Below are 25,958 nucleotides of genomic sequence, written 5' to 3' on the forward strand. Positions count from 1 at the left end.
GTTCGGGTTGAACGAGGTGCGCATGCTCAATGCGAGGACGGCAGCGAGAGGCGCGTCTCGACGCGGCCCTGCAGCCGCGTGAGCAGCGTACTCAGCACCCAGTAGATCGCGGCGGCCGCGAGGTAGAGCGGCAGCGGTTGAAACGTCGCGGCGATCACTTCCTGCGTCGAGCGCAGCAGCTCGGTGACGGTGATGACGGACACGAGCGACGTGTCCTTGATCAGGCTGATCAGCGTGTTGCCGAGGCTCGGCACCGCGAGGCGCAGCGCCTGAGGGCAGACGATGTAGCGCAGCGTCTGCACGTGCGTGAGGCCGAGGCTGTGCGCGGCCGCCCATTGTCCGCGGCCGATGCCGAGGATCGCGCCGCGCATGCTTTCCGACAGGTAAGCGCCGGCGTTGAGCGTCAGCGTGAAGATGCCGGCCGTCGTCGGATCGAGCGTGATGCCGAGATCGGGCAGCCCGTAGTAGACGACGAACATCTGCACGAGCAGCGGCGTGCCGCGCATCAGGCTGACGTAGCCCTGCGCGAGACCGGACGCGAGCCGGTTGCTGCCGATCCGCATGATCGCGACCACGAGCCCGACGACGAGGCCGAGGGCCATCGACGCCACCGCGAACTTCAGCGTGAGCAGCGCGCCCTTCACCATCACGGGCAGGGTTTGAATGACCAGATCGAGTGCTTCCATCGCGTGTCTCCTGATTGTGTGTCGTGTGCCCCGAGGTGGCGGCCGGCCCGCGCGCGCGCGTGCGCGGCCGCGTGACGGCTGCGTTATTGCGCGATCGGTTTGGTCGTGTCCGAGCCGAACCACTGCATCGAGATTTTCTTCAGCGTGCCGTCCTGCTGCAGCGACGCGACCGCGTCGTCGATCGCCTTCGCGAACTTCGGGTTGCCCTTGCGGAACGGGATCCCCATGCGGTCCTCGCCGCCGGCGAGCACGGAGCCGGGGCGCAGCGGCAAGTGCGAGTTCTTGATCAGATAGCTCAGCATCAGGCGGTCGTTGACCGCCGCGTCGATACGCCCCGCCGCGAGGTCGCGCAGGTTTTCCGGTGTACCCGGATAGACCTGCAGATCGATCGCGGGCACGGTCTTCACGAGATCGACGTAGTTGCTGCCCATCGTCACGCCGACCTTCTTGCCCTTCAGCTCGTCGAGCGACTTGAACGCACGCGTGTCGTTCTGGCGCTGCAGCAGCTGCGCGGAGGAATACACGTACGGCATGCTGAAGTCGAGCGCCTGCTGGCGCGACGGCGTGATCGCGACCTGGTTGACGATCACGTCGAACTTGCCGGCCTGCAGCCCGGCGAGAATCCCGCTCCATTCGGTCGTGACGAACTGCGGCTTCACGCCGAGCCGTGCGGCGACGGCCTTCGCGACGTCGACGTCGAACCCTTCGAGTTGTCCTTCGGCATTGCGGTAGTCGAACGGCGGGTAGGTGCCTTCGAGCGCGATCTTCAGCACGCCGGCCTGCTTGACGGTGTCGAGCAGGTCCGCCGCGTGCGACGCGGTGGCCGCCACGCAGAGGAGGGCGGCGGCGAGGCCTTGCTTGAGCGTCGGGGTGAAGGGCTTCATGGTTGTCTCCGGGGTTGTTGTCGAAACGTCGTTGTCGAAAATTCAGGGTGAGCGCGTCCGCGGCGACGGGCGGCGTCGCCGTGGGCGGGAAGCGGGAAACAGTGCGGCGAGAGACGGTGCGAGCCGTGTGCCGCGAGGCGTTACGGCATGCGTTCGCGCACGGTGGCGTAGCGTTGCGCGGCGAAGAATTCAAGCATCGTGTTCATGAGTGCCCGTGCGGCTTGCGAGTGGGGTAGACCGGCTGCATCGTCGATGCGTGTCCGGTGACGCAAATGCTGAACGACTGAGGGCAATCTTAGTTTTGTCAAAAAGGAAAGTGCTTCCAAAAAAGCATGGACTTTCCACGCGGCGTGGAAAGTTTTTCTCCATGCGTGAAGCACGGTGCATGCGATCTGCTGCGGTTGTACGGGGTGCGCAGCATCGGGTGCTACGGCGTGGTCGAGCGGTTGCGCCCGAAACGATTGCTGAAAAGCAGAACGGCCAGGCATGCCGGTAGTGGCAAGCCTGGCCGTTGGCGTCCGCCGCGTCGAACGCGGCGCGAAGGCGCGTTTTACTCGAACGTTTCGAGCGCAAGCAGTTCGTCGATCGTCTGCCGGCGGCGGATCAGCCGCGGCGTGCCGCGATCGACGAGCACTTCCGGCGCGAGCGGCCGGCTGTTGTAGTTCGAGGACATCGACGCGCCGTATGCGCCTGCATCGTGCAGGAACAGCAGGTCGCCGATCTGCGGCTGCGCGAGCTTGCGGTGCGTGACCACGCCGCCCGCGTCCTGCGTGAACACGTCGCCCGACTCGCACAGCGGCCCTGCGATCGCGATGTCGACGAGCGGCCGGCCGGCAGGCAGTGCGCCGTCGTGCGTGTGCACGGACACCGCGTGGTAGCTGCCGTACATCGACGGACGCATCAGGTCGTTGAAGCCCGCGTCGATCAGCACGAAGTCGTGCTTCGGCCGGTGGTTCACGGCCTGCACTTCGGTGACGAGCGTGCCGGCTTCCGCGACGAGGAAGCGGCCCGGTTCGATCTCGATGCGCACCGCGTGGCCGAGATGCCGTTCGATCCGCTTGCGCGCGGCGTCCCACTGGCTGAAGTAGTGACCGACGTCGACGCGCGGCTCGCCGTCGCGATACGGAATCGACAGCCCGCCGCCGGCGGAGATGGCTTCGATGTCGTGGCCGAGCGACGTGACGAGGTCGACCATCGCGTCGCACACCTGCGACAGATGGCCGTAGTCGACGCCCGAGCCGATATGCATGTGGATACCGACCAGCTTCAGCCCGTACTGGCGAACGATCTCGATCGCGCGCGGCACGTCGTCGATCCAGATGCCGTGCTTGCTCTGCGGGCCGCCGGTGTTGGTCTTGTTGCTGTGGCCGTGGCCGAAGCCCGGGTTCACGCGCAGCCATACGCGGTGGCCGGGCGCATGCTCGCCGACGCGCGCGAGCATGTCGAGCGAGCCGGCGTTCACGGTCACGCCGTGCGTCAGCACGGCCGCGAGCGTCGGGCGGTCGATCAGGTCGGCCGTGAACACGACGCCTTCCGGTTCGCCCGCCGGACTGAACCCGGCCGCGAGGCTGCGCTCGATTTCGCCGAGCGACACGGCGTCGACGCACGCACCTTCGTCGCGCATCAGCTTCAGGATATGCAGGTTCGAGTTCGCCTTCTGCGCATAGCGGATCACGTCGAACTGGCGCAGTTGGGCGATGCGGTCGCGGATGACGTCGGCGTCGTACACCCACAGCGGGGTGCCGTATTGCTGCGCGAGCGCCGCGAGCTGGCGGGAATCGAGGGACATGGCGGAAGAATCGGATCGAATGAACGGATAGCGTGAATGATGCGCCTGAACGTCTATACAGTAAAATGCCTGTTTTTCGAGATTCTATTCATTTTGGATATAGGTGCTCATGCTCACACACCGGCACATCGAGGTCTTCCGCGCGCTGATGGTCACCGGCAGCACGACGCGTGCGGCCGAGATGCTCTATACGTCGCAGCCGACGATCAGCCGCGAGCTCGCGCGCATGGAGCAGGTGATCGGCTTCGCGCTGTTCGAGCGCTCGCACGGGCGGCTGCGGCCGACGATGGCCGCGCTCACGCTGTTCGACGACGTGCGGCTCGCGTATGTGGGGCTCGAGCGCGTCGCGGCGACGGCCGCGCGGCTGCGCGAGTTTCGCGACGGTCAGTTGTCGGTGATCGCGCTGCCGGCGTTTTCGCACGCGATCCTGCCCGGCGCCTGCCGGCGTTTCCATGACGCGCATGCGGGCGTCAGCGTGTCGGTCGCGACGCAGGAGTCACCCGTGCTCGAGGAGTGGCTGACCGCGCAGCGCTACGACCTCGGGCTGACCGAACACGACATCGCGCCGGCCGGCACGGTCCTCACGCCGTTGCTCGAAGTCGACGAGGTATGCGTGCTGCCCGACGGCCATCCGCTGCTCGCGCAACGCGCGATCGATCTCGCGGATCTCGCCGATCGCCCGTTCGTGAGCCTGTCGCTGAACGACCCGTACCGGATCCTGATCGACGAGGCGTTCGCGCAGCTCGGCGTCGCGCCGCGTTCGATCGTCGAGACGCCGTCGGCCGTGTCGGTGTGCGCATTCGTGCGGCAGGGGCTCGGCGCCGCGATCGTCAACCCGCTGACCGCGCTCGATTTCGTCGGACGCGACCTGCACGTGCGGCCGCTCACGCGCTCGTTTCCGTACCGCGTCAGCGTGATCGTGCCCGAGCACCGGCCGAAGAGCCTGCTCGTCGACGCATTCGCCGACGCGCTGCGCGGCGAAGCGCACGCGATTCGCCAGCGGCTCGCCGCGCTGCCCGGCTGACGCTGGCCGTATGATGGGCGTTTCGCTGCGCGGTGGGTCATCCTCCGCGTCATCTTCATGGAAACGGAACCGGACATGACGGACGCATCATCTTCCCTCGAACAACCGACGCTCACCGGCGAGCGCATCGTACTGCGGCCGCTCGAGGCATCCGACCGGCAAGCGTTGCTCGATGCGGCGGCGGACGGTCGGTTGTGGAACCTGAAGGTCACGGTCGTGCCGGGCGAGGACACGGTCGACGCCTATGTCGACACGGCGCTGCAAGGCCGCGCGGCCGGCACCGTGATGCCGTTCGTGATCGTCGATCGCGCGTCGGGCCGCGCGATCGGCAGCACGCGTTTCTGGAAGATCGACCGCAAGAATCGCAAGCTCGAGATCGGTCATACGTGGCTGAGCGAATCGGCGCAGCGCACGCGTGCGAATACCGAGGCGAAATGGCTGCTGCTCTCGTACGCGTTCGACACGCTGCACTGCGTGCGCGTGCAGTTCACGACCGATGAACTGAACGAGAAGTCACGCGCGGCGATTCTGCGGCTCGGCGCGAAGCAGGAAGGGATCGTGCGTCACGAGCGGATCATGCCCGACGGCCGCAAGCGCAATTCGGTGCGCTTCAGCATCATCGACGACGAATGGCCGGACGTGAGCGAGCGGTTGCGCGCGAAGCTGGCGACGTAACGCGAACCGGGGAGGCGCTGGCGTCGCGCCGCCGAAAGGGGGGACGGCGACGCGACGAGCGGGGAAGCGGGGAAGAGGAGCACCGCGCGCGATGCGCGGTGGGGCATCGCGTTACTGTGCCGATGCGAGGTGGTGACGCTGCGCGAGCTTCTGCGCGTCCGCGTAGTGCGCCTGCAGGATCGGCAGCGCCTGGCGTGCGACTTCCTTCAGCTTCGTGTCGCGGCCCGAAGCGATTTCGGCCTGGAATGCCGAGATCGTCTTTTGCTGGCCGGCGAGCGCGACCTGCTCGATGTATGCCTTGTCGAATTCCGCGCCGCGCAGGTTCTTGATGCCGTCCAGCACGGCCGTGTCGGGATCGTTGGCCGGCACGTCGACGCCGCGCGGGCTGGCCGCGCGCATCGCCTGGATGATCTTCTCGTCGTCGGTCGACACGCGCTGCGCGAACGCCTTCACCTGGCTGTCCGACGTGCGCGAATTGGCGATGCGTGCGGCATCGTGCTGCGTCGACACGGTTTTCGTGCCGTCGGTGATGAAAGTCTGGTCGGCTTCGTGGATGCGCGTTTGCGTGGCGGCGGCCGGTGCGGCCGGCGCCGGTTGCGCGGTTTGCGCGGTCGCCGTCACGGCGACGAGAAGCAGGCCAGCGGCAGACAATGCAAGGCGCGAGACTTGGGGAAAGCGGTTCATGGGACCTCCTTTCAATCGGGGCTCTGATTAACGGGCGGATCGGGTGATCCGCAGCTGTGCGAGAGACCGGGCGCGCCCGGGCCGGACTCGGTGGCCGCTCTGCCGCGGCGGCGTTCGAAGTGTTTCCCGGCCCGACTGATTCTAGGAGACCGCTCAGGTAGCAGGTGCAACCGCGCTGTGGTTTGTGTAACGGTTGGTAAGACGAATCGATGTGTGTGCGCGCGGGCAGGTAGAGCGTACCTGTCGCGCGCATCGTGGCGGAAATTTTTGCGTGCGCGGCGTGCATGCAATGGCTGCGATGTGTGCGCGTGTCATCGGCGTTTCATCGTCTTGCGCGCGGAGCGCGCCGGTTGCTTCGCGATCCGCCGAATCGAACGCGCGATCCGCGCTGCGTCCTCACACGCGGTCGAGCAAGGCGTCGAGATGCGGCAGCAATGGCGTCGCGCAATGCGCCTGCAACGCATCGGCGGCCGTGTAACCCCACGAGACGCCCTGGAAGGCGATCCGCGCGCGGCGTGCCGCTTCGGCGTCGCGGATTTCATCGCCGACGTACAGCACGTCGTCGGGCTGCATGCCCGCTTCGCGCACAAGCGCGCGCAGCCGGCGTGCCTTGCCGAACAGCGGAATGCCGCACGCGAACGTATCGACGCATCGGCTCGCATGCTGGCCGAGCCGGTCGCGCACGATGTCCTCGCTGTTCGACGTCGCGATCGCGATGCGGATGCCGCGCGCGGCGAGCGCGTCGAAGGTCGTGTCGACACCCGGGAACAGCTTCACGTGCGCGATGCGTGGCCGCATCAGCCGGCGCATGTCGAGCGTCACGCGCGGCACTTTCCACATCGGCACCTCGAGCGCGCGGATGATCTCGCGCGCCGACATGCCGCGTAGCGCCGGGCGCAGGTCGGCCGTCGCGTCGCGAAAGCCGTGCATGCGCGACGCTTCGGTCAGCGCCGCGAGAAAGCAGTCGAGCGAATCGGCGAGCGTGCCGTCGAAGTCGAACGCGATGAGTCGATAGGGCATGAAGCGATGCTGCGAGTTCATTGAGCCGGTGACGATATCACCGAATCGAGCCGCGTGGCCCGTGCGATCGGTTGTGCCCGCGGCGAGGCGAGACGAGATGGAAGAGCAGACGCCAGAGTGCGTCGCGCGGCGTTCGGTTGCCTCGGCTGGTCGAGTCGCGCTATCGTTGCTGCTCCGCCCCCGACCCGACCGGAGAGCCGACGTGCCCGCAGCCACTCCCGCCACGCTGAGATTTTCCACCGACAAGCGCGAACTCGACATCGACGCGATCTTCGATTTCCTGCACCGGGACGCGTACTGGTCGCAGGGCATTCCGCGCGACGTCGTGGAGCGTGCGATCGACGGATCGCTGTGCTTCGGCGCGTACGTGGGCGACCGGCTCGTCGGGTTCGCGCGGCTCGTGACCGACCACGCGACGTTCGCGTACCTGTGCGACGTCTTCGTCCTGCCGGCCGACCGCGGCAACGGCTATGGCCGCGCGCTGATCGACCACGTATTCGCGCAGCCGATGGTGCGCAGCCTGCGCCGCATCATGCTCGTGACGACCGATGCGCACGAACTGTACCGGCCGGTCGGCTTCGGGCCGTCCGCGAATCCGGAGCGGCTGATGGAGATTCGCCGCCCCGACATCTACGCGAAACGCTGACGCGCGGCGAGCGCATACAATACGCGCTTTCGTTCTTGCCGAAGGGAAGCAGATCATGACCGAACAGGAAGCCGAACAACTCGCCATGCATCGTCACTACAAGGGCGGGCTGTATCGCTACATCGGCGTTGCCCGTCATTCCGAAACCGAGGAATCGGTGGTGGTGTACGAGCATCTGTGGCCGCATGCGCGCGGCCTGTGGGTGCGGCCGGAAGCGATGTTCAACGAGAACCTGCCGGACGGCACCCCGCGTTTTCGCAAACTGCGCGACTGAGTCGTGGCAGGTGGCGGCAGACGGGCGCGCCGCCGCGCAATCGCAAGCGGCGCGCGCGTCGCTGTTGCCCGTCGCGCGGCGCGGCTCCGCCGGCCTTACGCGCCGGCCAGCGCCTTCGACAATTCGGGCGGCGCGTGCGCGACCGCCACCTCCGGCGTCCCATGCCACGCCGCCAGCCGTTTCACGGCTTTCGCGACGTCGGCCGCGAGCCCCGTGCCGAACCGCACGCCCGGCTCGACATGCACCGCCTTCAATTCGAACGTGCCGAGCGCGCGATGCGCTTTCGCGTCGACGCGCCCGATCAGCCGGCCGCGATGCAGCACCGGCAGGCAGAAATAGCCGTAGCGCCGCTTGTGCGCGGGCGTATAGCACTCGATCGTGTAGTCGAACCCGAATAGCGTCGACGCGCGCCGCCGGTCCCACACCACCGGATCGAACGGCGACAGCAGCGTCGTGACGGTCGAGCGCAGCGTATCGGCCGCGGCGGCCGGCAGCAGCGCTTTGAGCGAGCGATGCACGTAGGCCGGCTCCTTCCAGTCCGCGATCTCCACCGGAATCAGCTCGCCCGCATCCGCGAGCCGCTCGAGCTCCGCGCGGTACGAACGGCGCGGCAGCCGGTAGTAATCGGCCACCCAGTCCGCGCGCACGACGCCGAGCGCGTGGCACGTGTAGTCGAGCAGCGCGGGCAGCACCGCGTCGCGCGGCGGCAGGTCGCGTGCATCGTCCCAGCCGGGCAGCACGCGTTCGCGCACGTCGTAGATCCGCTGAAAGTTGCGGCGTTCGGACACCATCAGGTCGCCGGTCGTGAACAGCACCTCCAGGTGCTTTTTCTCGGGCTTGCGGTCCCACCACCCGTTGCCCTTCGCGCCGTCTTCGCGAATGAAATCCGCCGACCGCACCGGGCCTTCGTCGCGAATTCGCGCGAGCATGCGGTCGATGTCCGCGCGATTCTGCTCGTGCCATTCGGCCGCGTATTTCCAGCCCATTCCCGACGGATCAAGCATCTTGTAGCGCATCAGCCCGAATTGCTCGACCGGCAGGAAGCACGCCTCGTGCGACCAGTATTCGAACAGGCGCGCCTCGGCGAGATGTTCGTCGAGCCACTGCGGGGCGAAGTCGCCGAGGCGGCTGAACAGCACGAGATACGGGCTGCGCGCGACGACGTGAATGGTATCGATCTGCAACTGCGCCATCCGGCGGATCGTGTCGAGCACGTCGGCCTTGGTGGCCTTGCGGCGGGGCGGGGTCAGCAGGCCCTGCGCGGCGAGATGCAGCGCGCGGGCGGCGGCGGGCGAGAGCGTAAGCATCGGAACGGCGGCTGAGGGTGGCAGTCGGGCACCACTTTAGCGCGAAAGCGGCGCACGTGTGCGACGCATGCACGCGACGCTTCTGACAATGCTTGACAGATGCGCGGCGCGACTTTCCCTATAGTGCAGTCATGGCGCGACGAAGTGTGCGCGCAACGATTCGGCTTCCGACGCACATATGTCCATGGCACGCAGGAAGCAGATCAGGGAATCTCAACCCCCAATGAGAGACCCGGAGCCCTGAGCGGACATCCATGCGGCTGTGCACCGGCCCCGTGTGGATGTCCGCTGATTTTTTTGTTTTCCGGTTGTTCCGCTGCCAGCCTTTTCCCGGACAGCCTGTTTATTGCCGCTTGCCGCGCGCGACTTCATCGCCGGCGCCGGGCGGCAGCCGTCGCGTGATCGGAATCGATGCGAACGAACACAGCCCGACCACGACGAACGCGGGCCAGAAATCCGACCACACCATCGTCTGATGTCCCTGCAGCCAGTGCGACACGTGCAGCACGAGGCCGGCGACCGTCACGCCGAGCCCGAGCGACATCTGCTGCACGACACTGCCCAGGCTCGTCGCGCGGCCTGCATCGGCCTGCGAAATATCCGCGTAGATCATCGAATTCAGGCTCGTGAACTGCAGCGCGGGGAAGATGCCGCCGACCAGCACGATCGTCCAGATCGCCCAGGTCGCCATGCCCGGATGGAACACGCCGTAGGCGGCGATCGCGAGCCCGGCGAATGCGGCGTTGTAGATCAGCACCGTGCGAAAACCGAAGCGGCGCAGCGTATGCGTGGCCGTCGAGCGGCTCACCGCGCCGCCGAGCGCGGATGCGCAGGTGATCAGCCCGGAGTGGAACGCGCTCATCCCGAGGCCTTCCTGGAGCGCGAGCGGCAGCAGGAACGGCACCGCGCCGAGGCCGATGCGGAACAGCGACCCGCCGACCACGCTTGCGTGATAGGTCGGGATCTTCAGGAAACTGAGGTCGAGCACCGGACGCGCCTTGCGGCGCGCGTACGGCACGTAGAGCGCGAGCATCACCGCGCCGGCCACGCACATCAGGAGCGCGTTGCCGCGCGACGTGAGCGAGCCGTCGATCAGCGTGAGGCCCATCAGCAGCAGCGCGGCGCCGCTTGCCGACAGCAGGAAGCCGAACCAGTCGAGCGGGCCGGGATCGGGCTCGTGTGTGTTCGCGATGTGCTTGCTGGCGAGGTAGATCCCGTAGATGCCGATCGGCACGTTGATGAAGAAGATCATCCGCCAGTGCAGGTAGGTCGTGATGAAGCCGCCGACGAGCGGCCCGAGCGTCGGCCCGAACAGCGCGGGAATCGCGAGGTAGTTCATCGCGCGCACGAGATCGGAGCGCGGCACCGCGCGGAAGATGATGATCCGGCCGACCGGCACCATCATCGCGCCGCCGACGCCCTGCACGAAGCGCGCGAACGTCAGCACCCCGAGCGAGTTGGAGGCCGCGCACATCAGCGAGCCGGCGACGAAGATGCCGATCGCGGTGCGGAAGACGGCGCGCGCGCTGAAGCGGTCGGCAAGCCATCCGCAGATCGGAATGAATACGCCGAGGCCGACCACGTAGGCCGTGATCGCAATGTTCAGTGTGACGGGATTGTGCCCGAAGTCCCTCGCCATCGCGGGCAGTGCGGTGACGATGATGTTCGCGTCGACGCTTTCCATGAACAACGCACAGGCAACGATGAGCGGTGCTAGAAAGACGGGCGACATGGGCTGGGCGCGCGGTAAAGACGCCATTATGCCCACAATGTGGTCGTTGCGTCACGCGAGACAATGGTTGTTCCGCATGTTGCAACAGTCGTTCCTGTTACCGCGCGTGAAAGAAGGAACGACTGCGGTGCCGGGTGCGATTCGTGACACGGCACATGACGTGCGCTCGCGGTGGCCGCCGCGAAACTTGCGTGCGATGCGCGTTTCGTGCGACAGTCGGCACTCATCTGCGTAATACAACGACGCGCATCGATCGACGGCCATCGAGACGAGCGCACGCGCGAACGAGACCCCTGCCGAACCATTCATCATCGAAAGGAGGGGACACGTCATGACGTCACGTCGTGCCGCATCGACCGCATCGCATCCTGCCTCGCATCCGTCCGTTCCCGCGCCGCGTCTGCGCTGGGCCGCCGTCCTCGCCGTTGCTTACCTCGCCGTCACCGGTTGCGCGGCGCAGGCCGACAGCGCAAATCAAGCCTCGATGCAGGCGGCCAGCCAGTCCGCCGCGCCTGCCACGCCCGCCACGGCGACGCTCGCGAGCCCGGCTTCCGGCACGCTGCTGCCGCCACCGAGCCAGCTCTACGGCGACTTGTTCGTCGCGGTGCAGACGGCTCAAATCTATCCCGATCAGAAGACCTTCGTCGACGCGACGCCCAACACCGATCCGGCGACGATCGTACAGTTGTATCAGCAACAGAAGTCGCAGCCGGGCTTCTCGCTGAAGGCGTTCGTCGACCAGCACTTCACGCCGCCGCCGGAAGGCGGGGTCACGCCACCCGCGAACCAGACGCTGCGCCAGCACATCGACTGGCTGTGGCCGCAGCTCACGCGCACCAGCATGACGGTGCCGCCGTACAGCTCGCTGATCGCGATGCCGAAGCCGTACGTCGTGCCGGGCGGCCGCTTCCGCGAAGGCTACTACTGGGATACCTATTTCACGATGCTCGGGCTGCAGGTGTCGGGGCGCGAGGATCTCGTCGACGACATGCTCGACAACTTCGCGTATCTGATCGACACGATCGGCCACGTCCCGAACGGCAACCGCACGTACTACGCGAGCCGATCGCAGCCGCCGTTCTTCGCCTACATGGTCACGCTCGCCGCGCAAGCCGAAGGCGACAAGGTCTACCAGAAATACCTGCCGGCGCTGCGCAAGGAGCATGCGTACTGGATGCAGGGCGAAACCACGACGCCGCGCGGGCAGGCGGCGCGCAACGTGGTCGCGATGCCGGACGGCGCGGTGCTGAACCGCTACTGGGACGCGAGCGACACGCCGCGCGACGAGTCGTATCTCGAGGACGTGACGACCGCGAAGGCGGTGCCGAATCGCCCCGCGAACGAGGTGTACCGCGACCTGCGCGCGGGCGCCGAAAGCGGCTGGGACTACAGCTCGCGCTGGTTCGGCGACGGCAAGACGCTCGCGACGATCCGCACGACGTCGATCGTGCCGGTCGACCTGAACAGCCTGATGTTCCATCTCGAGACGACGATCGTGAAGGGCTGCGCGGTCACGCGCGACATCGCGTGCGTGGCGGATTTTTCGGGACGGGCGGCGCGGCGCGCGGCGGCGATCAACCACTATCTGTGGAATCGCCGCGGTTATTACGGCGACTACGACTGGCAGTTGCGCAAGCCGCGCGACGGCGTGACGGCGGCCGCGCTGTATCCGCTGTTCGCGGGTGTCGCATGGCCCGAACGCGCGAAGGCGACCGCGCGCGAGGTGCGCAAGACGCTGCTGCAACCGGGCGGCCTCGCGACGACGACCGAGAACACCGGCCAGCAATGGGACGCGCCGAACGGCTGGGCGCCGTTGCAGTGGATCGCGATCGACGGACTGCGCCGCTACGGCGAACCGGCGCTCGCGAAGGACATCGGCACGCGCTTCCTGGCCGACGTGAAGCATGTGTATGCGACCGAAGGCAAGCTCGTCGAGAAGTACGTGGTGGAAGGGGCCGGCGCGGGCGGTGGCGGTGGCGGCGAATATCCATTGCAGGACGGCTTCGGCTGGACCAACGGCGTCACGCTGAAACTGCTCGGCCTGTATGGCGAGTGACGGGCCGCGTGCGTTGCACGCAGGCACGCAGGCACGTAAACGGACACGGGCCGGATCGCCGCGCGAGCGGCAGTCCGGCCCATATCACATGCGCGCGTGTCAGAACGTGATCGTCGTGCGTACGCCGACCACCGTTTCGTCGCCGATGCGCGCGCCGGCCTGGTTCGGGTTCGGGATGCCGCCGCCAGGCCGGAAGAAGTGCTGCAGGTCGGCCTGCAGTTGCCACCACGGTGCGACCTGGTACTGATAGGTCGCCTCGATCACCGTTTCCGCGCGACGCACCGGATAGCCGGGCGTCGTATACGTGCCCGAGTCGCCGTCGAGCGCACGTGCATGCGAGCCGATCTTCGCGTAGCCGATCGCGATGCCGGCCGTATCGTCGTCGCGGCCCTTGAACGGCGCCTTGAGCGTCACGCCCGCATTCGCCGCGAAATCGACAACGTTGCGATCGCCCGGGGAGCCCATCACGCGTGCGAACACGCCGACCGAACGCGGGCTGTCCGCCGACGGCCGCCACACCATCTGATCCGCGACCGCATAGAAACCGTAGTTGCCGCGATGCGTGGCGGGGATTCCGTTGCTGGCCGGATTCGCGAGCGACAGCCCGTCGGTGCCGAGGCGCGGATCGTTCGCGTGCTGCGACTGATACCAGAAGCCGAGCTTGTACGTGCCCGGCAGACCGAGCGGTTGCGGCGCCTTCGGATCGGCCGGCGGCGCGTTCAGCGCGTACTGGAGTTCGCCGATCACGAACGCGCCGCTGCGCAGGTTGAAGTTGGTGCCGTGCGCGTTCAGCACCTGTGCGTCGCCGTCGCTGCGGCCGGCCGGGTTGCCGTCGAACACGCCGACCATCGCGGTCCACGCGTCGGCCGGCTTCAAGCGCAGCCGCACGCCGAGCGACGACAGCGGATACGCGGGGCCGCCGGACGGCAGGTCGGTCGACGGCAGCACGGGCCAGCCGAACGTCGCGTTCATGAACGTCGCCGCGTACTGGCTCACCATGAATTCCTGGTCGACGCTCTGCTGGCCGACCCTCACGTCGGCCTTGCCGGCGAGGAACGCCTGCTGGTACCAGAGCTCCCACAGCCGCGTGGTCGAATTCGCTTCGATGCCGGTCGCGGTCTGCAGCGTCTGCAAATAGCGCTGCGTGAGGTTGGTGCCGTGGATCTGCAGCGCCGACACGTTGAACGTGCCGCCCGGCAATCCGATCGCCTTTTCCGTATCGACGTTGAAGCCGAATTGCGTGAGGCCCTGATAGGCACCGCCGCGTTGCGTGCCGCCTGCGGCGTTGTACAGGTATTCGCTGCTTTCCTGCAGGTTCAGCGTGATGCCGTGATCGCCGAGCACGTCGCGCAGGCCGCCCATGTTGCCGAGCAGGGTCGAGCGCTCCCAGAAACCGGCGGGCGCTGGCGCGGCAGCATCGGCAGCCGGTGCGGGGGCGGCATCGCTGACGCTGGCCGCCGGCTCGGCCGCGGCGGACGCTGCAGCCGGCGACGACGATTGCGCGAGCGCGGGCGCGGCGGCGAGCGACAGCAGCAACGCGGCGAGCGCATCGAGGCGCGGTGTACGCGGTGCGGATTCGAAGCGATTTTTCATGCGGGCTCCGTTGTTTGATTGATTAGCTCGACTGAAGAAATGGGAACGCGAAGCGATGGAGCAGGTGGGGGCAGCGACACGCAGGCATGCCGCGCGTTGCGCACCGCCGGTTACGGCAGCCAGCCGCTGATCCGCCATACGTATGCGAAGCCGAGGCGCGATGCGGCCGTGCAGAGCAGCGCGACGAGCGCGACGGCGGCGGCCATCGCACCGATCAGCACGCAGTCGAGCGGGCGCGGTGCCGCCGGCAGGTGCGCGAGGGCGCTGCCGCGCCAGTCGCCGAACGCGTGGGCGAGCGGCGAAAGGCCCGAAACCAGCAAGCGGTCGGACGCGACGTATATGAGTCGCTTGAGTCTGGCCGCGAACGATTGAAAGAACATGACGATCCTCCGTCCGGTCCGGCGCATGCCGGACGACGTGATCGAGCGCGGGTGCATGACGCGACCTGCGATCGGCGGTTGGAACGTAACGGAGCGTGCGACGGACGAGCCGGCTATGCCGGCATCGGGGGAAGCGCGCTAACCCGACGAATGCGAGCTAGCGGCGAATGACATGCGTCTGGCTGCTATCTCGCGATGGCTTGGCCGGCCTGGACCGGCATCGAACTGCAACTGGAGCATGTGTCCACGAAGGGACTCCCTTGATGAATTGGGGCGGATTGTAGTCGCGAGCTTTGCTGCGGTGCAAGCAAAAAAGCAGCGGCGTTGCGCATGTTGCATCGGCAGCGCCGCCGCGCCGCAGGCAGGCCGATGCCCGGCACGCCGACCCACCGGCGGCAGCGGCGACTGTTGCTCGTACGCATCGGCGGCGCGCGCCCTGCAACGCGTTGAAAGGTTGCGGCGCGCCATTCCGGGCGCGAATCTTTCAGTGTGTAGGGGGCGGAAAAAAATTCCCCCCAGCGCGGGTCAGAGGGTTGACTTCCGTTTCGGCCGGTCCATAGAATCCTGCATCTTCACTCTTGGGGCCGCCGCCTTGGACGCCTGCAGTAGTCGATCTTCGAACGAAATTTCCGCCTGAGCGACCGACGTCCGCGCCTCATCGAAGCCGCCGTTTGTCGTCCAGGCAAACGGTGCGCGCAGCAGTATTCCGCAGCAACTCCCTACGTGCACCCTGATTCGCGCCGGTTAGCGTGATGCGTTTTCGCATGCGCCATCCGGTTTTGCCGCCGCCCGGCGCGCGGCCGCGTTCGCGCATGCGTTTCGCATGCACCCGAACGGCGGAGCGCGCCTGACGGCGGTCAACCGTGTTCTCCGGAACACCGCACAGGAGCCGCCGTGAACGACAGTGACAGTTGTCCCTTATGCCCGTTGCATCAACAGACCCTTTTGAACCCGGGTCGCAGGGACATGCCGGCCGACTAGCCTGACACGTCGTTCAGGCCCCGGACTGGCCCCGCGCCCACCAAGCGGCCGGCACGCATGCCGTTGCCGCCAGGAGCCAGACCATGAACTTCGGCCTTCTGCTGTCGAACCTCCCGCACGTCACGGAATCGCGTCCGCATTACGACGCGAAGCTGACGCTCGACGCCCGTCCGCGGGTGTTCTCCCGTTTGCTGAACCAGCTGAAATCGTTGATCCGCTGAAGAAGCGCCGAGCGCGTCTCGGCATGCGCGCGCGGACCCGTTCCGCGCGCGTATTCCAAGGCCACACGCTTGCCGTATAAAAAACCAGCCGTACGGAATTCATCATGTCCACGCCATCGAACGTCTCTCCACCGATCGCCGTCGAACGCAGCGCCGTGCTCGACGAAGCCCATCTGGGCGACATCCGCGGTGCGCTCGGCACCATCGCGCATCACGACACCGCCGCGCGCGGGACGTGGTGGGCGCGCCTGCGCACGCTGCTCGCGATCATCGGCCCCGGCCTGATCGTGATGGTCGGCGACAACGACGCCGGCGCATTCGGCACCTATACGCAGGCCGGCCAGAACTACGGCACGACGCTGCTGTGGACGCTGCTGCTGCTCGTGCCGGTGCTGTACGTGAATCAGGAGATGGTGCTGCGCCTCGGCGCGGTCACCGGCGTCGGCCATGCGCGCCTGATCTTCGAGCGCTTCGGCAAGTTCTGGGGCGCGTTCAGCGTGATCGACCTGTTCCTGCTCAATGCGCTGACGATCGTCACCGAGTTCATCGGCATCACGTTCGTGCTGGCTTTCTTCGGGCTCCCGAAGGTTGCGGGCGTCTGCGTGGCGGCCGCATTGACGATGGCGGCGGTGAGTACCGGCGACTTCAGGCGCTTCGAGCGGTTCGCGATCGTGCTGTGCGTGATGAGCCTGCTGCTCGTGCCGGTGCTCGTGTCGATCCACCCGCCGGTGGCGCAGATGTCGCGCGACTTCTTCGTGCCGAACTGGCCCGCGCACGCGAAGCTGTCCGACGTGATGCTGCTCGTGATCGGCATTGTTGGCACGACGGTCGCGCCATGGCAGCTGTTCTTCCAGCAGAGCTACGTGATCGACAAGCGCATCACGCCGCGCTTCATGAAGTACGAGAAGGTCGACCTGTGGATCGGCATCGCGTTCGTGCTGATCGGCGCGGTCGCGATGATCGGCTTCAGTGCCGCGCTGTTCGGCGGCCATCCGGAAGTGGGCAGCTTCACCGACGCGGGCGGCGTGATCGCGGGCCTCGAGAGATATGCGGGCCGCACGAGCGCGACGCTGTTCGCGGTCGCGCTGCTCGACGCGTGCATCATCGGCGCGGCGGCGGTGTCGCTGTCGACCGCGTACGCGATCGGCGACGTGTTCAAGATCCGTCATTCGCTGCATCGCGGCGTGTCCGATGCGAAGGGCTTCTATCTCGTCTACTTCGGCATCGTCGCGGCGGCTGCCGCGCTCGTGCTGATTCCCGGCAGCCCGCTCGGCCTGCTGACCGAAGCGGTGCAGACGCTCGCCGGTGTGCTGCTGCCGAGCGCGACCGTGTTCCTGCTCGTGCTCTGCAACGATCGTCAGGTGCTCGGCCCGTGGGTCAACTCCACGAAGCTGAACGTGTTCACGGGCGCGGTGATCTGGGTGCTCGTGCTGCTGTCGATCATCCTGACCGCATCGGTGATGTATCCGGACATCAGCGGCGAAGCGATCGTCGACGTGCTGATCGGCGGCACCGTGCTCGCGATTGCCGGTTATCTCGCGACGGTGCTGATCCGCCGCAACAAGCGTGTCGTCGAGCCGAGCATCGACCGCACGCTGCGCGAAACATGGCGCATGCCGCCGCTCGATTCTCTCGAGCCGCAGAAGATGACGGTCGCGACGCGCGTCTGGATGGCCGTGATGCGCGGCTATCTGGTGATCGCGGTCGGCCTCGTGATCGTCAAGGTCGTGCAGATGACGCTGCTCAAGTAGCGCCTTACGGCGTCGTCGCCAGGTGTGCGCACATGCCGGCCCGCGAGGCCGGCATGTGCGTATACGCGGGCCCGTCGCGCGCGTCAGATCAGTTCGAGCTTCGACGTCAGGTACGTGAGCTGGATCCGGTTCGCGACGCCGAAGCGCTTGCGCAGCTTGCGCAGGTGATAGTCGACGTTGTGCGCGCTGGTGTCGAGGCGCCGGCCGATCTCCTTGTCCGACGCGCCTTCCGCGATGCCCAGCAGCAGTTCCTGTTCGAACGGCGTGAGCCCGTTCACCGCGCGTTCGCGCGACGTCGCGATCAGTTGCGGCGATGCGAACTTGTGCACCGACAGCCCGATCGACAGCGCCTGCTCGATCGTCGCCGGCGTGATCCATTCGCGCGTGCGGCGCGGCGCGGTGAAGCTCATGAAAGCGTGCAGCCGCGTGCCGGGCACGGCCATCGAATACATGATGCCGCTGCACATGCCGTCGTCCTGCATCGTCTGCAGGAAGCCGTCGAGCGCCGCCGGCGTCACGCACGGCGCGTCGTCGCGCTCGCGGTGTTCGCGGCGCAGCTGCTGCAGGTCCCACACGATCGGCATGTTGCAGACGCGCGCGCCAAGCGTGCGCGGATCGATGTCGTGATGGTTGTGCCTCACGTAGTCGCCGCGATAGGTGGTCGGCGTGAACGCCTCGTGGAGGTAGAGACTTTCGACGCGCTCTCGCGAGAATTCGAGCGCGAAATACGCGAACGTCGAGAAGCCCGTCAGGTACAGCAGGCTTGCGACGATCCGGTTGCGCTCCGCGGTGCTCTGCGCGTTCGCGAGCGTATCGGCGACGCCAAGCTTCGGCGCGTGTGGCTGCGCGATGTCGCCGCGCTTGATGTCGTCGCACCAGACGACCTGCACCGTGCGTTCTCTCGACGCGTCGGTGCAGGCAGCCGTCCGCCGCGACGGACGGGACAACGTTGGGGCGACCGCTTCTTCTTGCAATGCAATATCGGACATGAGCCATCCCTCGGAATCGACGCGCATCGCGTGGCGGCAGCCGTATCGTGTACGGCGCTCGCGACGATGCGATCGAGCATCTTTATGATATGCGTCGATCGTCATCCTGACGAAACGCGGGGGCATTGTACAAAAATGCCTGTGTGCGCGTAATATGCCGTAATACTAATTCGGGCGAAAGGTTCATATTCGCACCGGTATAGAGAAGACCAGAAAAACATAAAGAAAAGACCAGATCGTGACGGGGCATGTTCACATATTGGGAAAGGGTGGGCTCCTCATGACATATGCTGACGACGCGCCACGCGTCGAGTGGTTCTCGCAAGCCGATATTGCTGCCGCTGCCGCTTATTCAAAAGAAATTCATGCAATCGAGCGCGACGTTTTTACCGGCATCCAAATCGCACCCGGTAAATCCGACCTCGCTCCCGTCGATTTCGCCCAATGCCATGCCAGATTGCGGCAAATCGGTTTCAGCACACTCGGTTACGGCGCATATGAAATGATCGGGCGGCGCATTCTGTGTGCGCATCTGCTGCGCGATCTCGCGCCCGCGACGTTCGTGCAGCCGTATATCGAGGGCATGCTCTACGAGAGCGACCCGCGTTTCGCGCAAGTGCGGCAAAGCGGCTTTCCGGTCGTGTGGCGGCTCGACGAGATCGAGTCGTCCGCGCAGGGCAGCGGCGACCGCAAGGTGCTCGCGCTGGCCGGCCATCTGCGTGCGCATGCGATGAACAGCGGCGTGATCTTCAGCCTGTCGGCGCCGCGGCTCGACCTGCGCGTCGCGGTGAACGTGACGTCGGAAGCGCACGGTACCGAGTGGATCGACGATCGCGTGATCGGCGGCGCGCTGGCGGTGAGCCTCGCCGTGCATCGCGTCGCGCTGCCGTTTCTCGAGGCGCGCATCGCGCGCATGCGCGGCTTCGCGCTGGGCGACGAGCAGCAGCAGGTGCTCGAGCGCCTCGTGCACGGGCTGTCCGACCAGGAGATCGCGAGCGCGCTGCGCACGTCGCTGCACAAGGTCGGTCACCATATCCGTTCGCTCGAAAGACTCTTCAACGTCCGGAATCGGGCGCAGCTCGCGTATCTCGCCGCACGCCGTCTGGAGTCCTGACCCTGTCTGCGCGCGCGGCGCCCGCCGCGCGATGGAAGCGGTTCCGGCGATGCGCGCGAGCAGGCGCCGCCGGGTTTCGTAGTCGGATCCGATCGTCGCCGGAAAACCGCCGCGCCGCTACGAGGTGCATCCCTTTTTGCGCGGTGTCGCGTCGCTACACTCGTCCCATTCAACGGTCCGCGCGACACGGGGCATGACGGCCCGTGCCCGCCGGCGACAACGACAGGACGACGGCACGATGGCAGAACCGAAGGCGCTCCCTCGCGACTGGCAGCGGATCTTTTCCGCCGCCCGCAGCGTGTCCGGGCGACGTCTCGGGGCATCGCCGCGCGCCGACCTGTTTCTCGCCGCGTTCATCGTGTCGGTGGTCGCGCTGTTCATCCTGCCGCTGCCGCAAGCCGCGCTCGACGGGATGATCTCGCTGAATCTCGCCGCCAGCGTCGTGCTGCTGACGGTGTCGACTTACGTGCCTTCCGCGGTCAGCTTCTCGTCGTTTCCCGCGCTGCTGCTGTTTACGACACTGTTCCGGCTTGCGCTGAACATCGCGTCGTGCAAGCTGATCCTGCTGCACGCGAACGCGGGCCACGTGATCGACGCGTTCGGCCGGCTCGTGGTCGGCAACAACGTCGTGGTGGGCGGCGTGGTGTTCCTCGTGATCGCCGTCGTGCAGTTCATCGTGATCGCGAAGGGCTCCGAGCGGGTCGCCGAAGTCGGTGCGCGCTTCTCGCTCGATGCGATGCCGGGCAAGCAGATGAGCATCGACGCGGACCTGCGCGCGGGGATCATCAGCGCCGACGAAGCGCGCGAGCGTCGCGAGAAGCTCGAACAGGAATCGCAGATGCACGGCGCGATGGACGGCGCGATGAAGTTCGTGAAGGGCGACGCGATCGCGGGCCTCGTGATCGCGTTCATCAACATCGTCGCGGGCATCGCGGTCGGCACGCTGATGCACGGCATGGACATCGGCGAGGCGCTGCAACGTTACGCGATCCTGACGGTCGGCGACGGGATGGCGTCGCAGATCCCGTCGCTGCTGGTGTCGATCGCGGCCGGCATCGTGACGACGCGCGTCGCGACGCGCGACACGCGGCAGCGCCAGCTCGGCGAACAACTGGGCGAGCAGCTCGGCGCGCATCCGCGCGCGCTGCTGATCGCGGCGCTGGTGCTGGCCGGCTTCCTCGTCGTGCCCGGTTTTCCGAAGTGGTCGTTCGCGCTGATCGCGTTCGGCCTCGGCGCGTTCGCATTCACGCAGCTGAAGCGCAAGACGACCGCGCCGAGCTTCAACCTGATTCATATCGCGGGCCGCATCGGCGCGACCGACGACGGCCAGCCCGCGAAGGTGTCGCATGCGGCGGGCGTCACGTCGCTGATCGCGGTGTCGCTGTCGGACGACCTGCGCACGACGCTGAACCTTGCGCAGCTGCAGACCGCGCTGTCGAGCGCGAAGGCGCGCGTCGACGCGGATATCGGCACGGTATTTCCACGCATCACGCTGAACGACGACGAAGGCGCAGCGGCCGGCACGTACCGGATCTATCTGCAGGACGTGCTCGCGGCGCACGGCGCGTTGAAGCCGGGCTGGCTGCTGTGGGACGGCGTCGCGCCGCTGCCTGAGCGCGCGGAGCGCCAGCCGGCCGAGGCGTTCGGCCCGTTCGCGACCGCGCTGTGGATCAAGCCCGACGGCGCGGCGCCGGACGGCAAGTGGCTGACGAGCGAAGGCGCGCTCGCCGCGCACGTCGAACAGATCGTGCGCCAGCATGCGGACGAACTGATCGGCATCCAGGAAACGCAGGCGCTCGTGCACCTGGTGCGCCGCGAGCATCCCGAACTCGTCGGCGAACTGACGCGGCTCGTGCCGCTGCAGCGCGTGACCGAGGTGCTGCGCCGGCTGCTTGCCGAACAGGTGCCGATCCGCAACCTGCGCGTGATTTTCGAAAGCCTCATCACGTGGGCGCCGAACGAGCCGGACGACGTGATCGCGCTGGTCGAGCTGGTGCGCGTCGACCTGCGCCGGATGATCACCGATCGTCATGCGGGCGCGACGCGGCAGCTGCGCGTCGTGCTGTTCGAGCAGAACCTGCAGGAGCGGATCGAGAACGCGGTCATGCGCACGAAGCAGGGCAATTTCCTCGCGCTGTCGAGCGCGATCAAGCAGGACATCGGCGAACAGGTGCGCGCGATCGTGCAGGCCGCGACGTCGGCGCAGGCGGCCGGCGCAGGCGGCCATGGCAACCCGCAAGGCGCCGCGCGGCTCGCGGTGATGGTCGCGCTCGGCGCGCGTCGCTACGTGAAGACGATCCTGCAGCCGGTGCTGCCCGAGCTCGCGGTGCTGTCGTACCAGGAGGTCGAGGAGGACGTGCAGCTGCACACGGTCGGCTGGGTGAAGAATCCGCCCGACGACGGCACGCTCGGCGCGGGCGCCGGCGTGCGCGCGCCGGGAGTCGCGCAATGACGAGCTCGACGATCCTCGACCTGACCCGGCAGGCGCTGATGCTGGTGCTGCTGCTGTCGCTGCCGATCGTGCTGATCGCCACCGTCACCGGCCTCGTGGTCGCGATCCTGCAAGCGGTCACGCAGGTGCAGGACGCCAATATCGGCATCGCGGTGCGGCTGATCGCCGTGATGGTCGCGCTCGTGCTGCTGTCGGGCTGGCTCGGCAGCGAGGTGCTGCGCTTCGCGCAGCAGGCGCTTGAACGCATGTTCGTTTCTTCCACAGGAGTGCTTTGATGCGCCGACGCGTCACCCCGATCCGGTTTCAACCGCGCCGCCTGCAACGGGCCGCGCTCGCCATGTGCGCGACCGCGCTGCTCACGGCATCGCTGTGCATGACGGTCGCGCAGCCGGCGCGCGCGGCGGACCTGCGCTGGCGCAACAAGCCGTTTACGATCGTCGCGAACGGCAAGAAGATCGGTGACTTCATTCGCGAGCTCGCATCGTCGCAGGGCGTGACGGCCGTGGTCGACCCGAAGGTCGACGGCGTGATCAGCGGCCGCTTCTCGGGCACGCCGCAGCAGACGCTCGACACGATCTGCTCGACCTACGGACTCACGTGGTACTACGACGGCTCGTTTCTGTACGTCGACCCGGCCGACCAGTCGCAGACGCAGATGATCCCGATCCCGCCGAACGCGGCCGGCGAGATCGGGCGCGCGCTGCAGGCGATGCAGATTCCCGACAAGCGCTACACGCTCGTGATCAACGACCGTGCGAACAGCGTATACGTGGCCGGCCCGCGCCGCTACGTGGAGCTCGTGCGGCAGGCTGTCGGCTCGGTCGGCGATCCGTCGGCGAACGGCGCGCATGCGGACATCCGCGCTTTCCGCCTCAGGTACGGCTGGGCGTCCGACTTCACGATCAACCGCTCGGGCAAGGAAGTGACGGTGCCGGGCGTCGCGACGATCCTGCGCCGGCTGTTCGGCAGGGGCGGCGGCACGAGCGAACTGCCGTCGAGCACGCCGCTCGGGCAGGCCGCGCGTCAGGTGAAGCTCGGTTCGGGGCTGACGATCGCCGTGCCGCGGCTCGACTTCCCGGACATGTCCGGCGGCCCGCGCCAGGGCGGCTATGGCGCGGCGGACAGCAGCGCGGGCGGCTTCTCGCCGTTCTCGAGCGGCGGCGGTGGCGACACGCTGCCGCAGATCGTTGCCGATCCGGCGATCAACGCGGTGATCGTGCGCGACCTGCCGGAGAACATGTACCGCTACCAGTCGCTGATCAACCAGCTCGACGAGCGGCCGCGCATCGTCGAGATCAACGTGACGATCATCGACATCAACGAGGATTCGCTCGACAGCCTCGGGATCGACTGGCGCCTGCACACGACGCACGGCGACGTGCAGATCGGCAACGGCCAGAATCCGCTGAACGGCAACACGCAGTTCAACGGCGCCGGCAATCCGCCGCTGACGTTCGGCATCGGCACGTCGGAAACCGGGCAGACGGGCGCCTTCATGCCGACCGGGATCGCGCTGACCGCGTCGATCGGCGGCTCGTTGCGCAACTACCTGCTCACGCGCGTGAACGCGCTCGCGCAGAAGGGGCAGGCGCAGCTGCGATCGAAGCCGAAGGTGCTCGCGCTCGACAACACCGAGGCCATTCTCGAGAACCTGACGCAGTTCTACGTGCAGGTGCAGGGCTACCAGGATTCGTCGCTGTACAGCGTGACGACCGGCACGAGCATCAAGGTGACGCCGATGATCGTCGACGAGGCGATCCGCAACGCGGCCGCCGTCTCCGGCAACCCGCAGAGCGTGATGATGTCGATCGACATCCAGGACGGCAACATCGTGCCGGGGCAGGCCGTGTCGAACGTGCCGGTGATCCAGCAGCGCAACATCGTCACCAAGACGATGATCGACGAAGGCAAGAGCCTGCTGATCGCGGGCTTCAACGACGACGAGGTGAGGCTGAACAAGAGCGGCGTGCCGTGGCTGTCCGACATCCCGCTGATCGGCAACCTGTTCAAGTACACCGACAAGTCGGGCAACCACATGGAGCGGTTCTACCTGCTGACGCCGCGCGTGGTGACGACCGCGTCGATGTATGCGCCCGACGGCTCGCCGGTGAATCCGGGCGCGGACGGGCCGGCCGGTTCGAACGGCACGTCGATGTACCGTCCGCCGGACAACGACATCGCGGTGCCGCTCACGCCCGCGCCGCTGCCCGGCACGAAGTTCGGCCCGCCGGCGCTGCCGCCGCCGAAGGATTCGGCCGCGCAGCCCGTGGCGACGACCGCAGGAGCCACCACTCATGTCGACGACCATCATTGATCCGCACGGCGACGGCGCATTGCCCGGCGGCGCGGGAGGCGCCGCGGCCGGGTCGGCCGCGCTCGCGTCGCCGTGGAACCTGTGCTTCCTGAGCGGGCCGATGTACGGCCGCACGATGTCGCTCGCGCGCGGCGCGAACTGGGTCGGCACCGCGGCCGACTGCGAAGTGATCCTGCCCGATCGCGAGATCGGCGCGAAACAGGTGTGCCTGCAGGTCGGCGCGCTCGCGGTGACGGTGCAGAACCACGGCGGCGACGGCGGGGCGCCGGTGCTGTTCAACGACGAGCCGCTCGGCGCGGGCCGCCGCTCGCTGACGCCGCATGACGTCGTGACGGTCGGCTCGATCCGGCTCGGCATCGCGCGGCACGCGCAGGCGAGCGTCGCGCTGCCTGATGAGACCGGTGCGCCGGATACCGCGCGCGAGGCCGCGTGGCTCGGCTGGCTCGCAGGCGGGCTGCGCCGCCTCGGCAGCCGGCGGCTCGTGATCGCGCTGGTCGCGCTGTGGCTCGGCGTGCTGCTGGGCGCGCTCGGCTACGGCTTCGTCACCTGGTCCGGGCGCCTGCCGTGGCAGCACGAATCGGTGCTCGCGCGCACGCACCGGCTGCAGCAACTGCTGCACGCGTATCCGGAGCTGGCCGTCGCGCCGCGCGACGACGGCGTGATCGTGTCGGGCTACGTGAGCGATCCGGCCGCGCGCGAACGCGTCGCGCAGATCGTCGCGGGCGTCGACAACGCGGCGCTCGGCAACATCTACGTGGTCAGCGACCTGGTCGCGACCGCGCAGACCTATTTCAGCGACACGGCGCTGACGGTCGCGTATCTCGGCCGCGGCCGGATCGAATTGACGGGCGCGGCCGAGCGCGCGCAGATCGAGCCGCGCATCCGCAACTACATGAAGGACGCGCGTCCGGCGCTCGAGGTGGTCGACCACGTGCGCGACGCCGATGCCGCCGCGCCACGCACCGCGACGACGCTCGGCGGCGTCGCGGGGATTCCGGAGATCACGACGGTATTCGCGGGCGACGGCGACCAGCGCTACATCGAGATGGCGGACGGCAGCCGCTATTTCGAAGGCGCGCGGCTGAAGGAGGGGCCGACCGTCGTGTCGATCGGTCCGGACGCAGTCGTGTTCGAGCGCAACGGCCAGCGCATCACGATGCCGCTTGGCGGCCCGTCCGCGAGCGCGCCCGAGCGCGCGCCGGCGCCGCCCGTGCCGCCGCTCGCGAGCGGTGCGGCGGCAGGCGTCGCGCAGCCGGTGCCGGGCCCGACGCTGCTGCAGGAGGCGCCGGCGGCGCCGGCCGTCGCGGCCGCTGGTGCATCGAAGGAGGCGGCGCACTAGCGTCGCGACAGGATTTGCGCATCGCGCGTCGCGCGGTGCGCGCATTA

At 67.4% G+C, this 25,958-nt stretch carries 22 protein-coding genes; 12 read left to right on the forward strand and 10 right to left on the reverse strand.

The window, feature by feature from the left end; all coding sequences use genetic code 11:
• Window positions 1–26: 26 nt before the first annotated feature.
• The 3 genes from ACT2FV_RS01845 to lysA all read right to left on the reverse strand — a co-directional run bounded on the left by ACT2FV_RS01845 (window position 27) and on the right by lysA (window position 3,359).
• Entirely contained in the window at window positions 27–686 is a 660-nt protein-coding gene (locus ACT2FV_RS01845; RefSeq protein ID WP_444503070.1) for an amino acid ABC transporter permease, read from the reverse strand.
• Between the two features lie 83 nt (window positions 687–769).
• Window positions 770–1,570: a transporter substrate-binding domain-containing protein gene (locus tag ACT2FV_RS01850; protein ID WP_124628104.1), complete on the reverse strand. Its 801-nt coding sequence runs from the start codon at window positions 1,568–1,570 to the stop codon at window positions 770–772.
• A gap of 550 nt (window positions 1,571–2,120) precedes the next feature.
• A complete protein-coding gene (gene lysA / locus ACT2FV_RS01855; RefSeq protein ID WP_444503071.1) occupies window positions 2,121–3,359 on the reverse strand; it encodes a diaminopimelate decarboxylase in 1,239 nt (412 codons plus the stop codon).
• Window positions 3,360–3,468: 109 nt separating this feature from the next.
• Between lysA and ACT2FV_RS01860 the strand changes: the two genes are divergently transcribed.
• The gene (locus ACT2FV_RS01860) at window positions 3,469–4,383 is read left to right on the forward strand and encodes a LysR family transcriptional regulator (protein WP_059600096.1); all 915 of its coding nucleotides are present in this window, start codon (window positions 3,469–3,471) and stop codon (window positions 4,381–4,383) included.
• 75 nt (window positions 4,384–4,458) lie between these two features.
• A complete protein-coding gene (locus tag ACT2FV_RS01865) occupies window positions 4,459–5,058 on the forward strand; it encodes a GNAT family N-acetyltransferase (protein WP_151049375.1) in 600 nt (199 codons plus the stop codon).
• Between the two features lie 111 nt (window positions 5,059–5,169).
• Here the strand turns inward: ACT2FV_RS01865 and ACT2FV_RS01870 are convergent, their stop codons facing one another.
• Window positions 5,170–5,742: a DUF4142 domain-containing protein gene (locus tag ACT2FV_RS01870; protein WP_124628110.1), complete on the reverse strand. Its 573-nt coding sequence runs from the start codon at window positions 5,740–5,742 to the stop codon at window positions 5,170–5,172.
• 396 nt (window positions 5,743–6,138) lie between these two features.
• On the reverse strand, window positions 6,139–6,762 hold the full coding sequence (locus ACT2FV_RS01875; RefSeq protein ID WP_444503072.1) for an HAD hydrolase-like protein: 624 nt from the start codon (window positions 6,760–6,762) through the stop codon (window positions 6,139–6,141).
• Between the two features lie 202 nt (window positions 6,763–6,964).
• Between ACT2FV_RS01875 and ACT2FV_RS01880 the strand changes: the two genes are divergently transcribed.
• A complete protein-coding gene (locus ACT2FV_RS01880) occupies window positions 6,965–7,408 on the forward strand; it encodes a GNAT family N-acetyltransferase (RefSeq protein WP_059685971.1) in 444 nt (147 codons plus the stop codon).
• Window positions 7,409–7,463: 55 nt separating this feature from the next.
• On the forward strand, window positions 7,464–7,682 hold the full coding sequence (locus ACT2FV_RS01885; protein ID WP_444503073.1) for a DUF1653 domain-containing protein: 219 nt from the start codon (window positions 7,464–7,466) through the stop codon (window positions 7,680–7,682).
• 95 nt (window positions 7,683–7,777) lie between these two features.
• Here the strand turns inward: ACT2FV_RS01885 and ACT2FV_RS01890 are convergent, their stop codons facing one another.
• Entirely contained in the window at window positions 7,778–8,989 is a 1,212-nt protein-coding gene (locus ACT2FV_RS01890) for a winged helix-turn-helix domain-containing protein (RefSeq protein ID WP_444503074.1), read from the reverse strand.
• Between the two features lie 343 nt (window positions 8,990–9,332).
• Window positions 9,333–10,721 (reverse strand): MFS transporter, encoded by a 1,389-nt coding sequence (locus ACT2FV_RS01895; protein ID WP_124628116.1) that lies wholly within the window; start codon window positions 10,719–10,721, stop codon window positions 9,333–9,335.
• A 331-nt stretch (window positions 10,722–11,052) separates the two neighbouring features.
• Here ACT2FV_RS01895 and treA point away from each other — a divergent pair, with 331 nt between their 5' ends.
• Window positions 11,053–12,777: an alpha,alpha-trehalase TreA gene (treA, locus tag ACT2FV_RS01900; RefSeq protein ID WP_151049381.1), complete on the forward strand. Its 1,725-nt coding sequence runs from the start codon at window positions 11,053–11,055 to the stop codon at window positions 12,775–12,777.
• 99 nt (window positions 12,778–12,876) lie between these two features.
• On the opposite strand, the gene ACT2FV_RS01905 is transcribed toward treA, so the two are convergent.
• Window positions 12,877–14,370, reverse strand: a complete 1,494-nt coding sequence (locus ACT2FV_RS01905; protein ID WP_444503075.1) for a carbohydrate porin — start codon at window positions 14,368–14,370, stop codon at window positions 12,877–12,879.
• Between the two features lie 110 nt (window positions 14,371–14,480).
• The gene (locus ACT2FV_RS01910) at window positions 14,481–14,750 is read right to left on the reverse strand and encodes a hypothetical protein (protein ID WP_151049385.1); all 270 of its coding nucleotides are present in this window, start codon (window positions 14,748–14,750) and stop codon (window positions 14,481–14,483) included.
• A gap of 1,064 nt (window positions 14,751–15,814) precedes the next feature.
• On the opposite strand from ACT2FV_RS01910, the gene ACT2FV_RS01915 reads away from it, so the two are divergent.
• On the forward strand, window positions 15,815–15,952 hold the full coding sequence (locus ACT2FV_RS01915) for a hypothetical protein (protein WP_444503076.1): 138 nt from the start codon (window positions 15,815–15,817) through the stop codon (window positions 15,950–15,952).
• A 104-nt stretch (window positions 15,953–16,056) separates the two neighbouring features.
• Window positions 16,057–17,703, forward strand: coding sequence for an NRAMP family divalent metal transporter (locus ACT2FV_RS01920; RefSeq protein WP_444503077.1), 1,647 nt, complete (start codon window positions 16,057–16,059; stop codon window positions 17,701–17,703).
• Window positions 17,704–17,786: 83 nt separating this feature from the next.
• Here the strand turns inward: ACT2FV_RS01920 and ACT2FV_RS01925 are convergent, their stop codons facing one another.
• Complete coding sequence (locus ACT2FV_RS01925) at window positions 17,787–18,692, reverse strand: helix-turn-helix transcriptional regulator (protein WP_444503078.1); 906 nt, start codon at window positions 18,690–18,692, stop codon at window positions 17,787–17,789.
• A gap of 280 nt (window positions 18,693–18,972) precedes the next feature.
• On the opposite strand from ACT2FV_RS01925, the gene ACT2FV_RS01930 reads away from it, so the two are divergent.
• The 5 genes from ACT2FV_RS01930 to sctD all read left to right on the forward strand — a co-directional run bounded on the left by ACT2FV_RS01930 (window position 18,973) and on the right by sctD (window position 25,911).
• The gene (locus tag ACT2FV_RS01930) at window positions 18,973–19,806 is read left to right on the forward strand and encodes a helix-turn-helix transcriptional regulator (RefSeq protein ID WP_444503079.1); all 834 of its coding nucleotides are present in this window, start codon (window positions 18,973–18,975) and stop codon (window positions 19,804–19,806) included.
• Window positions 19,807–20,044: 238 nt separating this feature from the next.
• Window positions 20,045–22,258: a type III secretion system export apparatus subunit SctV gene (gene sctV, locus ACT2FV_RS01935; RefSeq protein WP_124628131.1), complete on the forward strand. Its 2,214-nt coding sequence runs from the start codon at window positions 20,045–20,047 to the stop codon at window positions 22,256–22,258.
• Window positions 22,255–22,533 carry a type III secretion system export apparatus subunit SctS gene (gene sctS / locus ACT2FV_RS01940; protein WP_006751731.1) on the forward strand — a complete coding sequence of 93 codons (279 nt, stop codon included), beginning with the start codon at window positions 22,255–22,257 and terminating at the stop codon, window positions 22,531–22,533. The genes sctV and sctS overlap by 4 nt, the downstream gene beginning before the upstream one ends.
• Window positions 22,533–24,572 (forward strand): type III secretion system outer membrane ring subunit SctC, encoded by a 2,040-nt coding sequence (gene sctC / locus ACT2FV_RS01945; protein ID WP_175815969.1) that lies wholly within the window; start codon window positions 22,533–22,535, stop codon window positions 24,570–24,572. The genes sctS and sctC overlap by 1 nt, the downstream gene beginning before the upstream one ends.
• On the forward strand, window positions 24,553–25,911 hold the full coding sequence (gene sctD, locus ACT2FV_RS01950) for a type III secretion system inner membrane ring subunit SctD (RefSeq protein WP_444503080.1): 1,359 nt from the start codon (window positions 24,553–24,555) through the stop codon (window positions 25,909–25,911). The genes sctC and sctD overlap by 20 nt, the downstream gene beginning before the upstream one ends.
• Window positions 25,912–25,958 lie beyond the last annotated feature (47 nt).

The sequence above is a fragment of the Burkholderia sp. PR2 genome (assembly GCF_052372875.1).
Classification (GTDB): Bacteria; Pseudomonadota; Gammaproteobacteria; order Burkholderiales; family Burkholderiaceae; genus Burkholderia; species Burkholderia diffusa.